This is a genomic window from Paracidovorax wautersii (assembly GCF_031453675.1).
GTDB lineage: Bacteria > Pseudomonadota > Gammaproteobacteria > Burkholderiales > Burkholderiaceae_C > Paracidovorax.
Genome location: NZ_JAVIZX010000001.1, coordinates 1,559,539 through 1,577,018, shown reverse-complemented (window position 1 = coordinate 1,577,018; position 17,480 = coordinate 1,559,539). Strand labels below are relative to the sequence as shown.

The window sequence follows — 17,480 nt, the reverse complement described above, 5'->3', positions numbered from 1 at the left end:
GCGCTCACACAGCCCTCATACCGCCCACCAGGCCGGCAGCAGCCGGCGCACCTGCGCCCGCGCAAAGCGGTCGTCGATGAGGTGCACCACGCCCTCGTCCTCGGGCGTGCGGATGACCCGGCCCGCGGCCTGCACCACCTTCTGCAAGCCAGGGTAGAGGTAGGTGTAGTCGTAGCCCGCCCCGAAGAGCTGCTCCATGCGCCCGCGGATCTGCTCGTTCACCGGGTTCACCTGCGGCAGCCCCAGGGTGGACAGAAACGCGCCGATCAGCCGGCGGCCCGGCAGGTCGATGCCCTCGGCGAAAGCGCCGCCCAGCACGGCGAAACCGATGCCCTGCCCGTCCTCGGTGAAGCGCTGCAGGAAGGCGCGCTGCTCCGCCTCCTGCATGCGGCGCGACTGGCACCAGTGCGGCACGCCGGCGTGCCGCTGCGCGAACACGTCGGCCACCTGCTGCAGGTAGTCGTAGCTGCTGAAAAAAGCCAGGTAGTTGCCCGGCCGCACGCCGAACTGCTGCGCCATGAGGTCGGCGATGGGCTGCGCCGATGCCGCACGGTGGGCGTAGCGCGTGGAGATGTGCCGCGCCACCCGCACCTGCAGCTGCGCGGCCTGGAAGGGCGACGCCACCTCCACCCGCACGTGGCCCTGCGGCAGGCCGAGCAGGTCGGCGTAGTAGTCCATGGGCTGGAGCGTGGCCGAGAACAGCGTGCCGCCGTGCGCCGCCGCCCAGCGGGGCGCGAGGAACGGCGCCGGCACCAGGTTGCGCACGCAAACCACCGAGCCGCCGGCCTCGGCGCGCGCGGGGCGGCTCACGTCCACCAGGGAATGCGCGTCCAGCAACTCGGCCATGCGCAGCAGCTGCAGCAGCTCCAGATAGAAGGCCTGCAGCGCGCCGTCCATCTGTTCGGGATGGTCGGCGAAGTGCTCGCCGAGCGTGCTGGCCGCCTGCTGCAGGGCCTGCAGCAGCTTCTCGGGAAAGGCCTCCAACACGGCGTAATCGGCCGTCTGCGCCTTGTCGAGCGCCACCCAGGCGCGCCGCACGCGGTCCAGCGCCTTCTTCACACGGGGCTGCGCGGCGGCGGTGGGCGACCGGCGCGCCTGCTGCAGCGTGTGCGGCGCCAGCTCGGCCGAATACATGCGCCGGCCGCGCTCGACCAGGTTGTGCGCCTCGTCCACCAGCAGCGCCACGCGCCACTGGTTGGCCTGCGCCAGGCCGTGTAGCAGGCCGCCTCCGTCGAAGTAGTAGTTGTAGTCGCCCACCACCACGTCGGCCCAGCGCGCCAGCTCCTGGGCCAGGTAGTAGGGGCAGACCTGGTGCGCCAGCGCCGCGGCGCGCACGCGGGCCTGGTCCAGCAGCAGGGGCGGCACGCCGTCGCCGGTGGGCGCCGGCAACGCCACCGCCTCGGCACGCGCCGCGGGCAGGCGGTCGTAGAAGCCCCGCGCCAGCGGGCACGAGTCGCCATGGCAGGCGTTCTGCGGGTGCTCGCAGGCCTTGTCGCGGGCCACCAGCTCCAGGACCCGCAGCGGCAAGGGCGAGGGGACGGCCGGTCCGTCCGGCGTGGCGGGCACGGGCTGCGCTGCGCTCCCCAGCCGTGCCAGCGCATCCAGTGCCAGCTGCCGCCCCGAGGTCTTAGCCACCAGGAAGAACAGCCGGTCCACGCCCGCGCCCGGCAGCGCGCGCAGCGCCGGGAACAGCGTGCCCACCGTCTTGCCGATACCCGTGGGCGCCTGGGCCAGCAGGCAGCGGCCCGTGGCGGTGGCGCGGTACACCGCCTCGGCCAGCGGGCGCTGGCCCGTGCGGAAATCGCCGAACGGAAAGGGCAGCTGCCGCAGCGCCGTGTCGCGCGCGGCGCGGTGGGCGGCCTCTTGCGTGGCCCAGCCGCGGAAGCGCTCGCACAGCGCCTCGAAATGCGCGCGCAGCGCCGCAGCCGTGCAGCGCTCGGTGAAGACCGTCTCCTGCTGGCTGCCGATGTCGAAGTACACCAGCGCCACGTCGATGTGCGCCAGGCCCCGCGCCTCGCACAGCAGCCAGCCGTACACCCGCGCCTGCGCCCAGTGCAGCGCGCGGTGCGATGCGGGCTGGCGGTCCAGCCGGCCTTTGAAGGTCTTGACCTCGTCCACCCGGCCCGCGGCGGGGTCGAACCCATCGGCCCGGCCGCGCACGCGCAGGTCCTGGTAGACGCCCTCCAGCGCCACGTCGGCCTCGTAGCCGGCGCCGCGGCGGCTGGCGGCGACGGCGTGGCCGGCGATGCCCTCCAGCGCCGTGGGTGCCGGCGTGAAGCGCAGGTCCAGATCACCCTGCTTGGCGGTGAAGGCACACAGCTCGCGCACCGCCACGGTATAGCTCACACCGCCTCCCCGGGTTCTGGGGGCTGCGGCGGCTCGCCCAGGCCGGCATCGCCCAGCTGTACCTGGCACGGGTCGCTGTCCGGCCGCAGGGGCGTGGCCTTGCACAGCGCCATCCACACCGCGAAGGGCAGGCGGCAGCCGGCATGGCGGGCGGGGCGCAGCAGCTCGAACCGGCCCGTGTCCACGGGGCCGTGCAGCACCCATACGCCGAAGGGGTTGGGAATCTCCTCCACCTCCGCCACGCCGGCGGGGAAGACGTAGTAGCACTCCTCGCACAGCCACTGGTAGGCCTGGCGCTTGGCGGCGTGGCGCAGGTCGGACAGCAGATCCGCACGGCTGGCCTTGACCTCGTGCACCATGGGCTGCAGGTAGGCCGGCACCGTGGTGTTGCGCACCGAGAACAGATCGGGCCGCGCCATGCGCCACACCTGGGCCGCGGCGCGGGCCTGGGGCGTGGGCAAGCCTTCGTCGTCGCCCCACAGCGCCAGGCCGGGCGCCGAACGGGGCGCCACGGCCGGCGGGGGCGCGATCGCCGGCCCCGGCGCCTCGCCTTCGATGGCCGCGCGCAGCGACAGCTCATGCCACACGATGCGCCCCGCCGCCAGCAGGTGCTGGGCAAAGCGCTGCGCGAGGCGGTCGTGCATGCTGAGGGCGCGCGTGCCGCGCTGGCGTGCCTCGGCCAGTTCACGGATGCCGGCATCGGTCAGACGCAGCACCTCGTGCCCCTGCGCATCCGTCTGCAATGCCAGCAGGCCGGCAGCGAGCAGGTCGATCTCCAGCCCGTCCCGGCACGGCCAGCCAGCCGACCGCCACACCTGCAGAAGGCGGGTGCGGTGCAGGCGGCTGGTTTGGAAGGTCGTCATGGAGGAGGTCAAAGCACTGATTATAAAAACAGTGCCAGCTTACTGTGCGCCCTGTCCGACAGCGATGCCTGCCCCGGCGCTACGCACGGGATTGCAGCGGCGCGGTACGGTGGCCGTTTTCGTTGCCGCTCCTTCGTCCCCCCGCACCTGGCCGCCGCTGCATGACCTTTCGCCTGAACCCGCACCGCTCCGCCCTGGCCGCCCTGGCCCTGTTGGTCGCCGCACTGGGTACCGGCCTGACCCCCCTCCCCGCGGGCGCCCAGGCCAAGGACCCGGCGACCGCCGCGGGCGCCCCGCCGCCCGAGCCCGGCATGGCGCCCTGGGCGCGCACGATGCAGCGCGACCTGGCCCGCTTCGCCCGGCAGGAACGCACGGTCTTCGGCGCCTACGTGCTCGACCTGGACACCGGCCAGCGCATGTCCTTCCATGCCGACGAGCGCTGGTACCTGGCCTCGTCGGTGAAGGTGCCCGTCGCCATCGCGGTGCTGCGCGGGGTGGAGCGCGGCGATTTCACCCTCGACACCCCCGTCACGCTGCGGGCCGGCGACTACGTGGACGGCGCGGGCCCGACGAACGCCCAGCCCGTGGGCGCGGCGCTGACGGTGCGCTGGCTGCTCGAACAGATGATCGTCTACAGCGACAACACCGCCAGCGACATGCTGATCGGGCTGGCGGGCATCGCCGAGGTGAACGCCGTCACCCAGGCCCTGGTGCCCCAGGGCCTGGAGCGCATCACGACGCTGGCCGACGTGCGGCGCCAGGCCTACGGCCACCTGGCACCGCAGGCCGAGCACCTGTCCGGCCGCGACTTCCTGCTGCTCAAACAGCAGCGCACCGAGGCCGACGTGAAGGCCACGCTGGCGCGCCTGCTGCACCTGCCGCCCACGCGCCTGCAGCCGCTGTCCCTGACCGAGGCCTACGAGGCCTACTACGCCGAAGGCCTCAACTCGGGCCGGCTCGATGCCTACGCCGCCCTGCTGGTGCAGCTGGTGCAGGGACGGGCGCTGAACGCGCAGCACACGGCCTACCTGCTCGGCGTGATGGAGCGCGTGAAGACGGGGCCGCGCCGGATCAAGGCCGGCCTACCGCCGGCTGCGCGCTTCGCCCACAAGACCGGTACGCAGCGGGCCCGAACATGCGATTCGGGCCTTGTGACCGTGCCGGGAGCGACCCATGACCGGCGCATCATCGTGGTGGCCTGCACGCGCGGCGAACCTTCCACGGCCCGGTCCGACCGCGCGCTCCGGCATGTGGGCGCTGCCCTGTGCACATCGGGCCTGCTGTCTGACGGGAGTTCCCATGCATCGATCTGCCAAAGCGCCTCCTCCCCCCGGGGCACCGACCCGGTGGCGCCGGCCGTTGTGGGCCGCCCTGGCGGTCCTGGCGACGGCGCTGGCGGCGATCTTCGCGACGACGAGCCCTGAGCGCGCGCAGGCGGCCCCCACGCCCGCCTGGGCCGATGCGCTGCGCGAGCGGATCGACCGCATCGAGCGTGACACGCCCGGCGAGCTGGGCGTGTACGTGAAGCGGCTGGACAACGGCGAAACCTTCGCACACCGCGCCGACCAGCCGTGGTACCTGGCCTCCTCGGCCAAGCTGGTGGTGGCCATCACCGTGCTGCAGGACGTGGAGCAGGGCCGGCCGCGCGCTGACCAATCGCTCACCCTGCAGGAGAGCGACAAGGTCGATGGTTCGGGCGCCGTGGTGTGGCAGGCCAACGGCACGCGCCACAGCGTAGACGACCTGCTCCAGCGCATGCTGATGGAGAGCGACAACACGGCCGCCAACATGCTGATCCGCACCGTGGGCGCCGACCGGCTGAACCAGAACGCGCAGAAGCTGCTGGGTACCGGCACGGGCCGCCTCATCGACTTCACCGAGGTCCGCCGCGCCGTGTATTCCGAGTTCACGCCCCGCGCCCGCGACCTGCCCAACACCGCGCTGGTGCGCGTGGCCGGCGCGCCCATGGGCCCCAAGCGCGTGCAGGCCCTGGCCCGCGCGCTGGACGTCGATGCCGACACCTTTCACGTGCGCACCATGGATGAGGCGTACGACCGCTACTACCGCCAGCAGTTCAACACCGCCACGCTGTCCGGCTACGGCGGCATGCTGGAGCGGCTGGTGCGCGGCGAGCTGGTCAAGCCGCCCCAGCTGCAGGCGCTGTACAAGGACCTGAAGTTCGACACCTACGACGCCTACCGCCTGGAGGCCGGCCTGCCGCGCACCGTGCGCTTCGTCCACAAGACCGGCACCCAGCTGCACCGCGCCTGCCACATGGGCGTGATCGACCCGCAGGACGGCGGACGCAACGCCATCGTGGTGGCCACCTGCGCGCAGGGCCTGGACGAGCAGAAGGAAGCCGGCAAGGCCTTCGAGGCGGTGGGCCGCGCGATCACGCAGACGGTGTTGGCCGACCGCAAGAACCCGGGCTGACGCCGGCTTCGCGCACCGGCCGGGGCTCAGCGGGCGGTACCGATGAGGGACCGGAGCCCGCCCGGTTCGCGGCGCCATGCGTCCACGCACACGATCGCCGAGGCCGCGGCCCAGAACAGCAGGTATTCGATCCCCTTCACGTTCCAGTACCAGGCCAGTCCGTTGACGGTCGCCATCGCATACGCGGCCACCAGCAACAGGACCGATGACAGGGCGGCGGCGTAGCGGGTCCACAGCCCGAAGACCAGGGCCAGCCCCACGGCAAGCTCCATGGCGCCGGAGAAGACGACGAAGGCTTCGGCCGGATGGAAGCCCGCCTTGCCGAAGAACACGACGGTTCCGGCGAAACCGCTGATCTTGGACCACACGTGCGGCAGGTAGTACAGCCCCACCAGCACCCGCAGAGCGACCATGGAAGCCGAAACCGAAGAGACGGCAGGCGCACCACCGGCCCGGGCCGGGAGCGCAGAAGACGAAGACAGGGCAACCGAAGACATGGCGAGCCTCGTGAGGGACGGAGGACCCCACGCGGGCGGAGCGGCGCGGCCTGAGGCCCTGCCTGGGAACCCCGCCCACTTGCAGGGTCAATTCACTGTACGGCGGCCAACGGCCGCATTCAATCGCCAAACAGGGCACACATCGTCGCGCCGCGCAGCCGAATCTCCTCGCGCCCCGTTGCCGCAGATCAAGGCGCCGCGGGCCGCGCCGTGATGCGCATCAAGCCGCCTGGCACACGCGCAGCACGTCGGCGCCGTAGGCCTCCAGCTTCTTGGCGCCCATGCCGGTGATGCCGTGCAGATCTTCCAGCGCGGTGGGGTTGCGCTCGGCGATGGCCGCCAGCGTGGCGTCGTGGAAGATCACGTAGGCCGGCAGGTTGTGTTCGCGCGCCACCTCGGCGCGCCAGGCCTTGAGGTTGATGAAACGCACCTGCGCATCCGGCCCCAGGTTGGCGGCTGCCGCGGGCGGCGCGGTGCTGCGGCGCGTGCGCTTGGCCGGCGCGCTGGCCGTGGACTCGCGCAGCTGCACCGCCGTTTCGCCCTTGAGCACCGGCTTCGATGCGGGCGTGAGGCTCAGCGTGTCGAAGCTGTGGCCGTTCTCCATCTGCACCTTGTGCAGGCCCACGGCCCCCGTGGCCAGCAGCTGGCGCAGCACGCCGCGCAACTGCGCTTCGGAGTACTCCTTGCCCAGACCGAAGGTGGAGAGCTTGTCGTGCCCGAACTGCCGCACCTTGTCGGTGTCCTTGCCGCGCACGATGTCCATGATGTGCCCGGTGCCGAAGGTCAGCCCGCTCGCCGCGTGCACGCGGTAGATGGTGGACAGCAGCTTGCGCGCCGCGTCCGTGCCGTCCCACACCGCGGGCGGGTTCAGGCAGTTGTCGCAGTTGCCGCAGGGCTCGGACGCCTCGCCGAAGTAGCCCAGCAGGCGCACGCGCCGGCAGTCCGTGGCCTCGGCCAGGCCCAGCAGTGCGTCGAGCTTGCCGCGCATGACCTGCTTGAACTCCTCGCCCGCCGGGCTCTCGTCGATCATGCGGCGCTGGTTCACCACGTCCTGCAGGCCGTAGGCCATCCAGGCATCGGCGGGCAGTCCGTCGCGGCCGGCACGGCCGGTTTCCTGGTAGTAGCCCTCGATGTTCTTGGGCATGTCCACGTGGGCGACGAAGCGCACGTCCGGCTTGTCGATGCCCATGCCGAAAGCGATGGTCGCGGCCATCACGATGCCTTCCTCTCGCAGGAAGCGGTCCTGGTTCTCCTGGCGCACCTCGGGCGGCAGGCCGGCGTGGTAGGGCAGCGACTTCAGGCCGGCATCGACCAGCGCGGCGGACATCTCTTCCACCCGCTTGCGCGTCTGGCAATAGACCACGCCCGCGTCCTCGGGGTGCTCGCGCTCGATGAAGCGCAGCAGCTGCGCCAGCGGCTCCTTCTTCTCGACGATGGTGTAGCGGATGTTGGGGCGGTCGAAGCTGCTGACGAAGTGCTCCGCGCTCTCGAGCTGCAGCCGCTCGACGATGTCGGCGCGCGTGAGTTCGTCCGCCGTGGCGGTGAGCGCGATGCGCGGCACGCCCGGATAGCGCTCGTGCAGCACGGTGAGCGCGCGGTACTCGGGGCGGAAGTCGTGGCCCCACTGGCTCACGCAGTGCGCCTCGTCGATGGCGAACATCGACAGCTGGCCGCGCTGGTGCAGGCCGTCCAGCAGCTCCAGGAAGCGCGGGGTCGTCAGCCGCTCGGGGGCGGCGTAGAGCATGGTGATGTCGCCGCGCGCCACGCGCCGCTCCAGGTCCTGCGTCTGCTGCCAGTCGAGCGTGGAGTTGAGGAAGGCGGCGTCCACGCCGGCCTCGTGCAGGGCGCCCACCTGGTCGTGCATGAGCGCGATGAGGGGCGACACCACGATGGCCACGCCCTTGCCCGCATCGCGCCGCACGATGGCCGGCACCTGGTAGCACAGCGACTTGCCGCCGCCCGTGGGCATGAGCACGAGCGCGTCGCCGCCATCGATCACATGCCGGACGATGGCCTCCTGCGGGCCGCGGAAATGCTCGTAGCCAAAGACGTCGTGCAGGACGAAATGCGCGGGAGACAAACTCGAATACTCTCTATTTGATAGCTAACAGCGCTCGTCATTAAGCGCTACATGCCAATTTGGCTGAGATCCATGCACCGGAAGCCGCCCGGGCCCCGCATGCACGCAAGGCCGCTATTGTGCGCCCCGCGCTCCATCCTCCCGCATTCGCAAGAAGGCATCTCAACGATTCGCAGAGCGAATGAATCGGTCCGATTATTCAATTGGACGCAAATGGCTAGCGCCGCCAAGATGCCCCTCAGCCCCGGCACAGGGGCATGTACCGAACGATCAGGAGACAAAGACATGCAACGACTCTTCCGCGCCACGCTGGTGGCCTGCGGTGTGCTGGCGACCGGCCAACCCGCACTCGCCCAGCAGCCCTACCCCAACGCCCCCATCACCATGGTCGTGCCGTTTGCGGCCGGCAGCGGCACCGATGCGGTGGCCCGCACCGTGGGCCAGAAGCTGGCCGACCGGCTCAAGCAGCCGGTGCTGGTGGATAACAAGCCCGGCGCCAATGGCCAGGTGGCCGCACAGATCGTGGCCAAGGCCAAACCGGACGGCTACACGCTGTTCATGACGACCAACACCTCGCATTCGGCCAATCCGGCGCTGTACAGCAATCTGAAGTACGACCCCATCAAGGACTTCACGCCCGTGGCCCGCACGGGCGAGCTGCCCTTTGCCCTGGTCGTGCACCCCAGCGTGCCCGCCAAGACCATGGCGGAGTTCATCGACTACGCCCGTGCCAACCCCGGCAAGCTCAGCTACGCCACGCCCAACAGCACCTCGCTGGTGGCCATGGAAAGCATTAAGCACATCGCCAAGGTGGACATCCTGGGCGTGCCCTACAAGTCCAGTCCGCAGGCGCTGACCGACTTGCTGGGCGGCCAGGTGCTGGCCTATGTGGTGGACCTTGGCTCGGGCAAGAGCATGCTCACGGGCGACAAGGTGCGCACGCTGGCCATCACCACGGCCCAACCCTCCCCTCTGCTGCCGGGCGTGCCGCCCATCGGCCAGACGGTGAAGGGGTTCGATCTCACGTCCTGGAACGGCGTCTTCGGCCCGGCTGGCATGCCGCCTACCGTCGTGAACCGCATCAACACCGAACTGCAGGCCGTGCTGGCCGACAAGGACACGCAGGACAAGCTGGCCCAGATCGGCTTCCAGGTCTGGCCCAGCAAGACACCGGAAGAGTTCAGCCAGTACGTCGCACAACAGCTCACGCACTGGGGCTCACTCATCCGACAGGCAGGCATCAAGCCTGAGTAAAGGAAGCATCCCCCTGAGCGGCTGCGCCGCTTCCCCCTTCTCTCATCGCTGCGCGATGGGAAGGGGGACGACGCCAGTGGCCTGGCAGAGCCAGTTCCACGGCGTCTGCTGGTCTGGGCCGCGCTGCGCGATGGCCATGGGCAACGCTGCCGAACAGGCCTGTTCAACGGAACATGATATGACAGACGACTCTTCTTGCTCTACTCCGCCCACGCCACGGACGGGCCCATTGGCCGGCGTGCGCGTGCTCGATCTCACCTCCGTGATCATGGGCCCCTTTGCCACGCAGATCCTGGCGCAACTGGGTGCCGAGGTCATCAAGGTGGAGACGCCCGACGGCGACAACATGCGCCACGTGGGCCCCATGCGCCACCCTGGCATGGGCCACATCTTTCTGCATGCCAACGTCGGCAAGCACAGCATTGCGCTGAACCTGAAACACCCCGAAGGGCGCGAAGCGGCACTGCGGCTGGCCGAAGGCTGCGATGTACTCATCAGCAATGTGCGCCCGCAGGCCCTGGCCCGCCTGGGCCTGGACTACGACGCCGTGCAGGCGCGCAATCCGCGCATCATCCACGTGAGCTGCTGCGGTTTCGACCAGGACGGTCCGGACGCCGCGCGCCCTGCCTACGACGACCTGATCCAGGGCGCCACCGGGATCCCCTGGCTCATGCAGCAGTACGGCGCCCCCGAGCCCAGCTATGCGCCCACCACGCTGTCGGACCGGGTGACCGGCCTGCACGCCGTGTATGCCGTCACCGCCGCACTCTATGCCCGCGAAAAGACCGGCCAGGGCCAGGCCATCGTCGTGCCTATGTTCGAGGCCATGGCCCAGTTCGTTCTGGGCGACCACATGGCCGGCCTGACCTTCGATCCACCCCAGGGTGAGCCCGGCTATGCCCGCCTGCTCACCGCCCACCGCAAGCCCTACGCCACAGCCGACGGCATGCTGTGCGTGCTGATCTACAACGACAAGCACTGGCGCAGCTTCTTCGCGGCCATCGGCGAGACCGAGGGGCTGGCCCGCGATCCACGCTTTGCGACGCACAGCGCGCGGGCCGCGCACATCGATGCCGTCTACGCCGAGGTCGCCCGCATCCTGCGCAGCCGCACCACCGCCGAATGGCAAACGCTGCTGGACGCCGCCGATGTGCCGCACATGCCCATGAACTCGCCGGCCGACCTGCTGACCAACCCGCAGTTACGCGCCACCGGTTTTCTGCACGACACGTTGCATCCCACCGAAGGCCCCATGCACGCCATGGCCCACCCCACGCGCTGGTCGGCCACCCCGCCCGCGCACGACCTGCCCCCAGCCCCCCAGTTGGGCCAGCACACGCGCGCCTTGCTGGCGCAGGCCGGCTACACCCCCGCCCAGATCGATGCCTTGCTGGCCCAGGGCGCCTGCCGCACATCCCACGGAGAACCCGCATGACCCACCCCACGCCCCGCTACCTGGTGCGCCAGGCCCAGGTGCCCAGCTACCAGCCCGCCAACCACCACCACACGCACAACCAGCGCCTGATCGGCCCCGAAACCGTGGGCGCGCAGCAGATGGAGGTGCTGCTGGGCACGCTGCACAGGGGCGGCGGCGCCCTGCCCCACGCGCACCCGGGCATCGAGCAGTCGTGCTACTTGCTGGAGGGCACTGCCCGCGCCGAGGTGGCCGGCGAATGCTTCGACATGGTGCCGGGGGACATGTGCTTCTTTCCGGCCGATCAGATGCACGTGTTCAGGGTGACCAGCGACACACCCGTGAAGCTGCTGGTGATCTACAGCCCGCCGTATGGGGAGTCGCCAGACAAAGTCATCCGTCCTGCCCTATGAGCATGAACTTCGCCCTCTCTACCGAACACGCGCAGATCAAGGACGCCATAGAACGTGTCTGTGCGCCTTTCGATGCCGACTACTGGCTTACCAAGGACCGCGAAGGCGGTTTCCCGCACGACTTCCACCGCGCGCTGGCCGACGCCGGCTGGCTGGGCATCGCCATGCCCGAGCAATACGGCGGTGCGGGCCTGGGCATCAGCGAGGCCGCGCTGATGATGCACACCATTGCAGCCACGGGCGCAGGCCTGTCGGGCGCCTCGGCCGTGCACATGAACATCTTCGGACTGCACCCGGTGGTGGTGTTCGGCACCGACGAACAAAAGGCCCGATGGCTGCCGCCGCTCATCCAGGGCACGGACAAGGCCTGCTTCGGGGTGACCGAGCCCAACACCGGGCTGAACACCCTCAAGCTGAAGACACGCGCCGTGCGCGAAGGCGATCACTACGTGGTGCACGGCCAGAAGGTGTGGATCAGCACCGCCCAGGTGGCCAACAAGATCCTGCTGCTGGCGCGCACCACGCCAGTCGAGGAATGCACGGGCACCGAGGGCCTGAGCCTGTTCTATACCGACCTGGACCGCAGCACGGTGGAAGTGCGCGAGATCGACAAGCTGGGCCGCAAGTGCGTGGACTCCAACCAGGTGTTCATCGACGGGCTGCGCATCCCCGTCGAAGACCGCGTGGGCGAGGAAGGGAAGGGATTTCAGTACATCCTGCACGGCCTGAACCCGGAGCGCATCCTGATCGCCAGCGAGGCCGTGGGCCTGGGCCGCGCCGCCCTGGCGCGCGCTGCGGGCTACGCTAATGAGCGCGAGGTGTTCGGCCGCCCCATTGGGCAGAACCAGGGCGTGCAGCACCCGCTGGCCCTGTCGTGGATGGAGCTGGAGGCCGCCCACCTCATGGTGCAGAAGGCGGCCTGGCTCTATGACCAGCACCAGCCCTGCGCGGCAGAGGCCAACAGCGCCAAGTACCTGGCGGCCGAGGCCTGCTATCACGCCTGCGAACGCGCCATCTTCACCCATGGCGGCATGGGCTACGCCAAGGAATACCACGTGGAGCGCTACCTGCGCGAGTCATGGATTCCCCGCCTCGCTCCAGTGAGCCCGCAGCTCATCCTGTGCTTCATCGCCGAGAAGGTGCTGGGCCTGCCCAAGTCGTATTGACCGCAGCGAGCCTGCGACCTGACCGCCAAGCGGCGCTGGCATCATCGGCGGCATGAAACTGCATCTGCTGCGCTACTTCGCCGTGCTGGCTGAAGAGCTGCATTTCGGCCGCGCCGCCGAGCGGCTGGCCATCACGCAGCCACCCCTCAGCTCCGGCATCAAGGCGCTGGAGGACGAGCTGGGCGTGAAGCTCTTCGAACGCACCAGCAAGCACGTCTCGTTGACGCCCGCAGGCACAGCCTACCTGGTCGAGGTGCGCGTGGTGCTGGACCGAGTGGACCGCGCAGGCGACCTGGCCCGCGCCGTGGCGGCAGGGTTGCGAGGCCGGCTCGAGATCGGTTTCACGGGATCGATGGTCTATCGTGACATGCCTGCCATCGTGCGCGCTTTCGGCGAGCGCGCACCAGGCATCGAGGTGAACCTGCGGGAGATGTCATCTGGCGAGCAGATCGATGCGCTGCTGCATCGCCAGCTGCATGCCGGGTTTCTCAATGCCGATACCGTGCCCGACCATCTGGCGAGCCTGCCGCTGGCGCCGGACCACTTCGTCTGCTGCCTGCCCGAAGACCATGCCATGGCCCAGCAAGCCTGCGTGGACCTGCGCGCCCTGGCCGGTGAGACCTTCGTGATGTTCTCGCGCGAAGTCGCCCCTGCCAACCACGACAACGTGATCGCCCTGTTCTACCGCGCCGGCATCCACCCCCACACCCGCCACGCAGCCCGGCAGTGGCTCACCGTCGTGGCCCTGGTTTCCATGCGCATCGGCGTGGCGCTGGTGCCTGCCTCCATGGCGCAGGCCGCCGTCAAGGGGGTGCGTTTCGTTCCCATCGCCGGCCTGCAGCATCCCACCGTAGGGGTATTGGCATGGCATGAGGACGCCGTCACGCCAGCATTGCGCACCTTTCTCGACATGGCCTCTGTCGGCACAGGGTGACGGCACTTCCTACAATCGCGGGATGACTCTGCCCTGCTACACCCGTGCCCAGCAACTGCCCGCCATCCTGGCCGAGCGCATCGCCATCCTCGACGGCGCCATGGGCACCATGATCCAGCGCTTCAAGCTGGGCGAGGCGCAGTACCGGGGCGAGGGCTACACCGGCGCCGACGGCGCGGGCGACCGGTTCCAGGACTTCCCTCGCGACGTGAAGGGCAACAACGAGCTGCTGTCGCTCACCCGCCCGGACGTGATCCGCGACATCCACGAGCGCTATTTGGCCGCCGGCGCCGACCTGATCGAGACCAACACCTTCGGCGCGACGACCATCGCGCAGGAGGACTACCACATGGCCGACCTGGCGCGCGAGATGAACCTCCGCTCCGCCCAACTGGCGCGCGCCGCCTGCGACAAGTACTCCACGCCGGACAAGCCCCGCTTCGTGGCCGGCGCCCTCGGCCCCACGCCCAAGACGGCCAGCATCAGCCCCGACGTGAACGACCCCGGCGCGCGCAACGTGGACTTCGAGCAGCTGCGTGCGGCGTATTACGAGCAGACCGAAGCCCTGGTCGAAGGCGGCGCCGACGTGCTGCTGGTCGAGACCATCTTCGACACGCTGAACGCCAAGGCCGCCCTGTTCGCCATCGACGAGTTCTTCGAAAAGAGCGGCGAGCGCCTGCCGCTGATCATCAGCGGCACCGTCACCGACGCCTCCGGCCGCATCCTGTCGGGCCAGACGGTGACGGCCTTCTGGCACAGCGTACGCCACGCGCGGCCGCTGGCCATCGGCCTCAACTGCGCCCTGGGCGCCACGCTGATGCGCCCCTACATCCAGGAGCTGAACCGCGTGGCGGAAGACACCTTCATCAGCTGCTACCCCAACGCCGGCCTGCCCAACCCGATGAGCGACACCGGCTTCGACGAGACGCCCGAGGTCACCAGCCGCCTGGTGCACGAGTTCGCCGCCGAGGGCCTGGTGAATATCGTGGGCGGCTGCTGCGGCACCACGCCGGACCACATCGCCGCCATCGGTCGCGCGGTGGCGCCGGTGCCGGCGCGGCGCCTCTTCTACCCCGAAGCGGCCTAACGCGCGCAGCGCAGCCGCCCCGTCGCGCCCTCGGCTGACGCGGGCGGTGGACGGCGGGCCTTACCATCCGCCGTCGTCCACCCTTTCCGCCCGCCGTGCGTTCCCTGCGCATCCAACTGCTTCTGTTCTGGACCCTGCTGCTGGCGGCGTGCGCGCTGGTGGCCGTCGTCCTCGTCGCGCTCTACCAGAGCGGCGCCGGCGCCCAGGTGGCCGCGGGCCGCGCGCGGGCCGCCCAGGCCTGCGAGGAGATCGCCACGCGCTATGCCCGCTCGGTGCCCTCGGCAGTGGCCGGCAGCCCGCATCTGGACCTGTTGCGCGTGCTGCTGCACGTGGTGCTGCTGGAGGCGCCGCGCGTCGAGGGCGGCGTCTGGCGGGCCGGACACGACATGCTGGCCTATGCCTATCCCACCTACGAAGGCAGCGGCGTCAAGAGCGACGTGCCGGCCGCCGAGGCCCCCCTCATCGTGGAGCTGGCCCGCCAGGCCAGCGCCGGCCAACAGCCGCAGGTGAACCTGGTGCGCGGCAGCCGCGAGGTGCTGATCGTCGCCGCCTGCCCCCTGGCCGCCCACCCGGACGCGGCCGTGTGGACCATGACGCGCGTGCACCCCGGTGCGCTGGCCGCGCAGGACAGCCTGCGCACCGGCATCGCCGCGCTGGCGCTGCTGGTGGTCGTCTCTGGCGCGTGGCTCGGCTGGGTGCTGCTGCGCGGGCTGCGCCAGGTGCAGCGGCTGGAGCACGCGCTGGCCCATGCGGACGGCGACGGCGTCCCGGTGCTGCAGCGCACCGGCATCCGTGAGCTGGACCGCATCGTGGACGGATTCAACGGCTTCGGCACACGCCTGCAGGACGCCCAGCGCCGCCTGCAGGAAGCGCTGGCGCAGCGCCACCGCGATCTGCGCCTCACGGCCCTGGGCCGCATGACGGCCTCGGTGGCGCACGAGATCCGCAACCCCATCGCCGCCATGCGGCTCAAGGCCGACAACGCCCTGGCCGCCCCGCCCGCGCGCCATGCCGACGCGCTGGCCGCCATCGGCACGCAGATCGACCGGCTCGAAGGGCTGGTGCAGAGCCTGCTCGCCCTGGTGCAGCCGCTGCAGCTGGCGCCGCGCACCGTGGATCTGCGCGCGTGGCTGCAGGAGCGGCTGGACACCGCCGCCCCGGCCGCTGCCGCGCGCGGCGTGCGCCTGGCGCTGCGCGGCGAGCCGCCGGCCACGGCCGTGTTCGACCCGGTGCATGTGGCGCGCGCCATCGACAACCTGCTGGACAACGCCGTGCGCCACGCGCCCGCCGGGGGCGAGGCGGTCCTCTCTGCCGAGACCGATGCCGCGCGCTCCCTGTGCCGCATCACCGTGGAAGACGACGGCCCGGGCGTGCCGCCCGCGCTGCGCGCCCAGCTGTTCGAGCCCTTCGCCACCGGCCGCACCGACGGCAACGGCCTGGGCCTGGCGCTGGCGCGCGAGGTGGCGCTGGCCCACGGCGGCGAACTGCACTACGCGCCGCGCGAGAGCGAGAGCGAGGGCGAGGGCGGCGGCGCCCGTTTCACCCTGGAGCTGCCATGGCGCGCATCCTAGCCGTCGACGACGACGCGGCCTTCCGCGAATCGCTGGCCGAGACCCTGCAGGGCCTGGGCCATGAAGTGCACGAGGCGGCCAGCGGCCCCGAGGCGCTGGACCTGGCCCAGCGGCACCGCTACGCCGCCATCTTCCTGGACCACCGCATGCCCGGCATGGACGGCCTGGAGACGCTGGCGGCCCTGGCCGCGCGCCTGCCGCAGCTGCCGCCGGTGGTGGTGCTGACGGCCTATGCCAGCGGCTCGGGCACCATCGAGGCCATGCGCCTGGGCGCTTTCGACCACCTCACCAAACCAGTGGGCCGTGCGGCGGTGATCGACGTGCTGGACCGGGCGCTGCGCACGCGGAGCGATGGCGACGACGCCCTGCCGCCGGCCGCTGCCGCGCGCCCGGCCGGCGCCGAAGACGAGGGCGAGCTGATCGGCATCAGCGAGGCCATGCGCGAGGTGCACAAGCGCATCGGCCTGGCCGCCGCCAGCGATGTGCCGGTGCTGGTGCAGGGCGAGACGGGCACCGGCAAGGAGCTGGTGGCACGTGCGCTGCACCGGCACTCGGCCCGCAGCGCCGGCCCCTTCGTGGCGCTGAACTGCGCGGCCATCCCGAAGGAGTTGCTGGAGAGCGAACTCTTCGGCCACGTCAAGGGCGCCTTCACCGGCGCCGCCGGCGAGCGGCCCGGGTGCTTTCGCGCGGCGGACGGCGGCGTGCTGCTGCTCGACGAGATCGGAGACATGGCGCCCGACGTGCAGGCCAAGCTGCTGCGCGCGCTGCAGGAGGGCGAGGTCACGCCGCTGGGCAGCCACCGGCCCGTGAAGGTGAACGTGCGCGTTGTGGCCGCCACGCACCGCGACCTGGCCGCCGCCGTGCGCGCGGGCCGCTTCCGCGAAGACCTGCGCTACCGCCTGGAGGTGCTGACCATCGCCCTGCCGCCCCTGCGCGATCGGCTGGCCGACATCGTGCCGCTGGCCGAGCACTTCCTGCGCCGGGCGGCCGCGCCGCGCCCGGCCAAGCGCCTGGCGGCCGATGCGGCGCGGGCGCTGCTGGACCACGCCTGGCCCGGCAATGTGCGCGAGCTGCGCAATGTGATGGAACGCTGCCACGCCCTGCAGCGCGGCCCGGCCATCACCGCCGCCGACCTGGATCTGCGGGGCGAAGCGCTCCCAGGCGCACCGGACGCTGCCAGCGGCGCCGGCCCGCTGCCCGCGGACTGGCTGGAGCTGCCCCTGCCCGCCGCCGTGGAGCGGCTGGAGCGCCTGCTGCTGGAGCGCGCCCTGGCGCAGGCCGAAGGCAACCGCTCGCAGGCCGCGCGGCACCTGGGCATCCACCGCCAGCTGCTGTACAGCAAGCTGGCGCAGTACGGGCTGGACTGAGCCGCACTGAAGGCGCCCGGCCGGCACTGTCCTGAAACCGGACAAGCTGTCGCCC

14 protein-coding genes are annotated in these 17,480 nt (G+C 70.8%); 10 read left to right on the top strand and 4 right to left on the bottom strand.

Going from position 1 to position 17,480, the window contains the following annotated elements; genetic code table 11:
• Nucleotides 1-15 precede the first annotated feature (15 nt).
• Together QE399_RS07205 and QE399_RS07200 are read right to left on the bottom strand one after the other, a co-directional pair.
• A complete protein-coding gene (locus tag QE399_RS07205; RefSeq protein ID WP_309827541.1) occupies nucleotides 16-2,346 on the bottom strand; it encodes an ATP-dependent DNA helicase in 2,331 nt (776 codons plus the stop codon).
• Nucleotides 2,343-3,209 carry a hypothetical protein gene (locus QE399_RS07200; protein ID WP_309827538.1) on the bottom strand — a complete coding sequence of 289 codons (867 nt, stop codon included), beginning with the start codon at nucleotides 3,207-3,209 and terminating at the stop codon, nucleotides 2,343-2,345. Before QE399_RS07200 ends, QE399_RS07205 begins: the two co-directional genes overlap by 4 nt.
• Before the next feature lie 161 nt (nucleotides 3,210-3,370).
• On the opposite strand from QE399_RS07200, the gene QE399_RS07195 reads away from it, so the two are divergent.
• Together QE399_RS07195 and QE399_RS07190 are read left to right on the top strand one after the other, a co-directional pair.
• Nucleotides 3,371-4,633, top strand: a complete 1,263-nt coding sequence (locus tag QE399_RS07195) for a serine hydrolase (RefSeq protein ID WP_309827536.1) — start codon at nucleotides 3,371-3,373, stop codon at nucleotides 4,631-4,633.
• Nucleotides 4,569-5,642: a serine hydrolase gene (locus QE399_RS07190; protein ID WP_309827534.1), complete on the top strand. Its 1,074-nt coding sequence runs from the start codon at nucleotides 4,569-4,571 to the stop codon at nucleotides 5,640-5,642. Before QE399_RS07195 ends, QE399_RS07190 begins: the two co-directional genes overlap by 65 nt.
• A 26-nt stretch (nucleotides 5,643-5,668) precedes the next feature.
• On the opposite strand, the gene QE399_RS07185 is transcribed toward QE399_RS07190, so the two are convergent.
• Together QE399_RS07185 and recQ are read right to left on the bottom strand one after the other, a co-directional pair.
• Nucleotides 5,669-6,139, bottom strand: a complete 471-nt coding sequence (locus tag QE399_RS07185; protein WP_309827532.1) for a DoxX family protein — start codon at nucleotides 6,137-6,139, stop codon at nucleotides 5,669-5,671.
• Between the two features lie 220 nt (nucleotides 6,140-6,359).
• Entirely contained in the window at nucleotides 6,360-8,219 is a 1,860-nt protein-coding gene (recQ, locus tag QE399_RS07180) for a DNA helicase RecQ (protein ID WP_309827530.1), read from the bottom strand.
• 285 nt (nucleotides 8,220-8,504) lie between these two features.
• Between recQ and QE399_RS07175 the strand changes: the two genes are divergently transcribed.
• The 8 genes from QE399_RS07175 to QE399_RS07140 all read left to right on the top strand — a co-directional run bounded on the left by QE399_RS07175 (nucleotide 8,505) and on the right by QE399_RS07140 (nucleotide 17,425).
• Nucleotides 8,505-9,473, top strand: coding sequence for a Bug family tripartite tricarboxylate transporter substrate binding protein (locus QE399_RS07175; RefSeq protein WP_309827528.1), 969 nt, complete (start codon nucleotides 8,505-8,507; stop codon nucleotides 9,471-9,473).
• A 178-nt stretch (nucleotides 9,474-9,651) separates the two neighbouring features.
• Nucleotides 9,652-10,908 carry a CaiB/BaiF CoA transferase family protein gene (locus QE399_RS07170; RefSeq protein WP_309827526.1) on the top strand — a complete coding sequence of 419 codons (1,257 nt, stop codon included), beginning with the start codon at nucleotides 9,652-9,654 and terminating at the stop codon, nucleotides 10,906-10,908.
• Nucleotides 10,905-11,300, top strand: coding sequence for a cupin domain-containing protein (locus QE399_RS07165; protein WP_309827524.1), 396 nt, complete (start codon nucleotides 10,905-10,907; stop codon nucleotides 11,298-11,300). Before QE399_RS07170 ends, QE399_RS07165 begins: the two co-directional genes overlap by 4 nt.
• A gap of 2 nt (nucleotides 11,301-11,302) precedes the next feature.
• Nucleotides 11,303-12,466, top strand: a complete 1,164-nt coding sequence (locus tag QE399_RS07160; RefSeq protein WP_309827521.1) for an acyl-CoA dehydrogenase family protein — start codon at nucleotides 11,303-11,305, stop codon at nucleotides 12,464-12,466.
• 52 nt (nucleotides 12,467-12,518) lie between these two features.
• On the top strand, nucleotides 12,519-13,400 hold the full coding sequence (locus tag QE399_RS07155; protein WP_309827518.1) for a LysR family transcriptional regulator: 882 nt from the start codon (nucleotides 12,519-12,521) through the stop codon (nucleotides 13,398-13,400).
• A 22-nt stretch (nucleotides 13,401-13,422) separates the two neighbouring features.
• Nucleotides 13,423-14,487, top strand: a complete 1,065-nt coding sequence (locus tag QE399_RS07150) for a homocysteine S-methyltransferase family protein (protein ID WP_309827517.1) — start codon at nucleotides 13,423-13,425, stop codon at nucleotides 14,485-14,487.
• A 95-nt stretch (nucleotides 14,488-14,582) separates the two neighbouring features.
• Entirely contained in the window at nucleotides 14,583-16,058 is a 1,476-nt protein-coding gene (locus tag QE399_RS07145) for a sensor histidine kinase (RefSeq protein WP_309827516.1), read from the top strand.
• Nucleotides 16,043-17,425, top strand: a complete 1,383-nt coding sequence (locus QE399_RS07140) for a sigma-54-dependent transcriptional regulator (RefSeq protein ID WP_309827513.1) — start codon at nucleotides 16,043-16,045, stop codon at nucleotides 17,423-17,425. Before QE399_RS07145 ends, QE399_RS07140 begins: the two co-directional genes overlap by 16 nt.
• The last annotated feature ends 55 nt before the right edge of the window (nucleotides 17,426-17,480 follow it).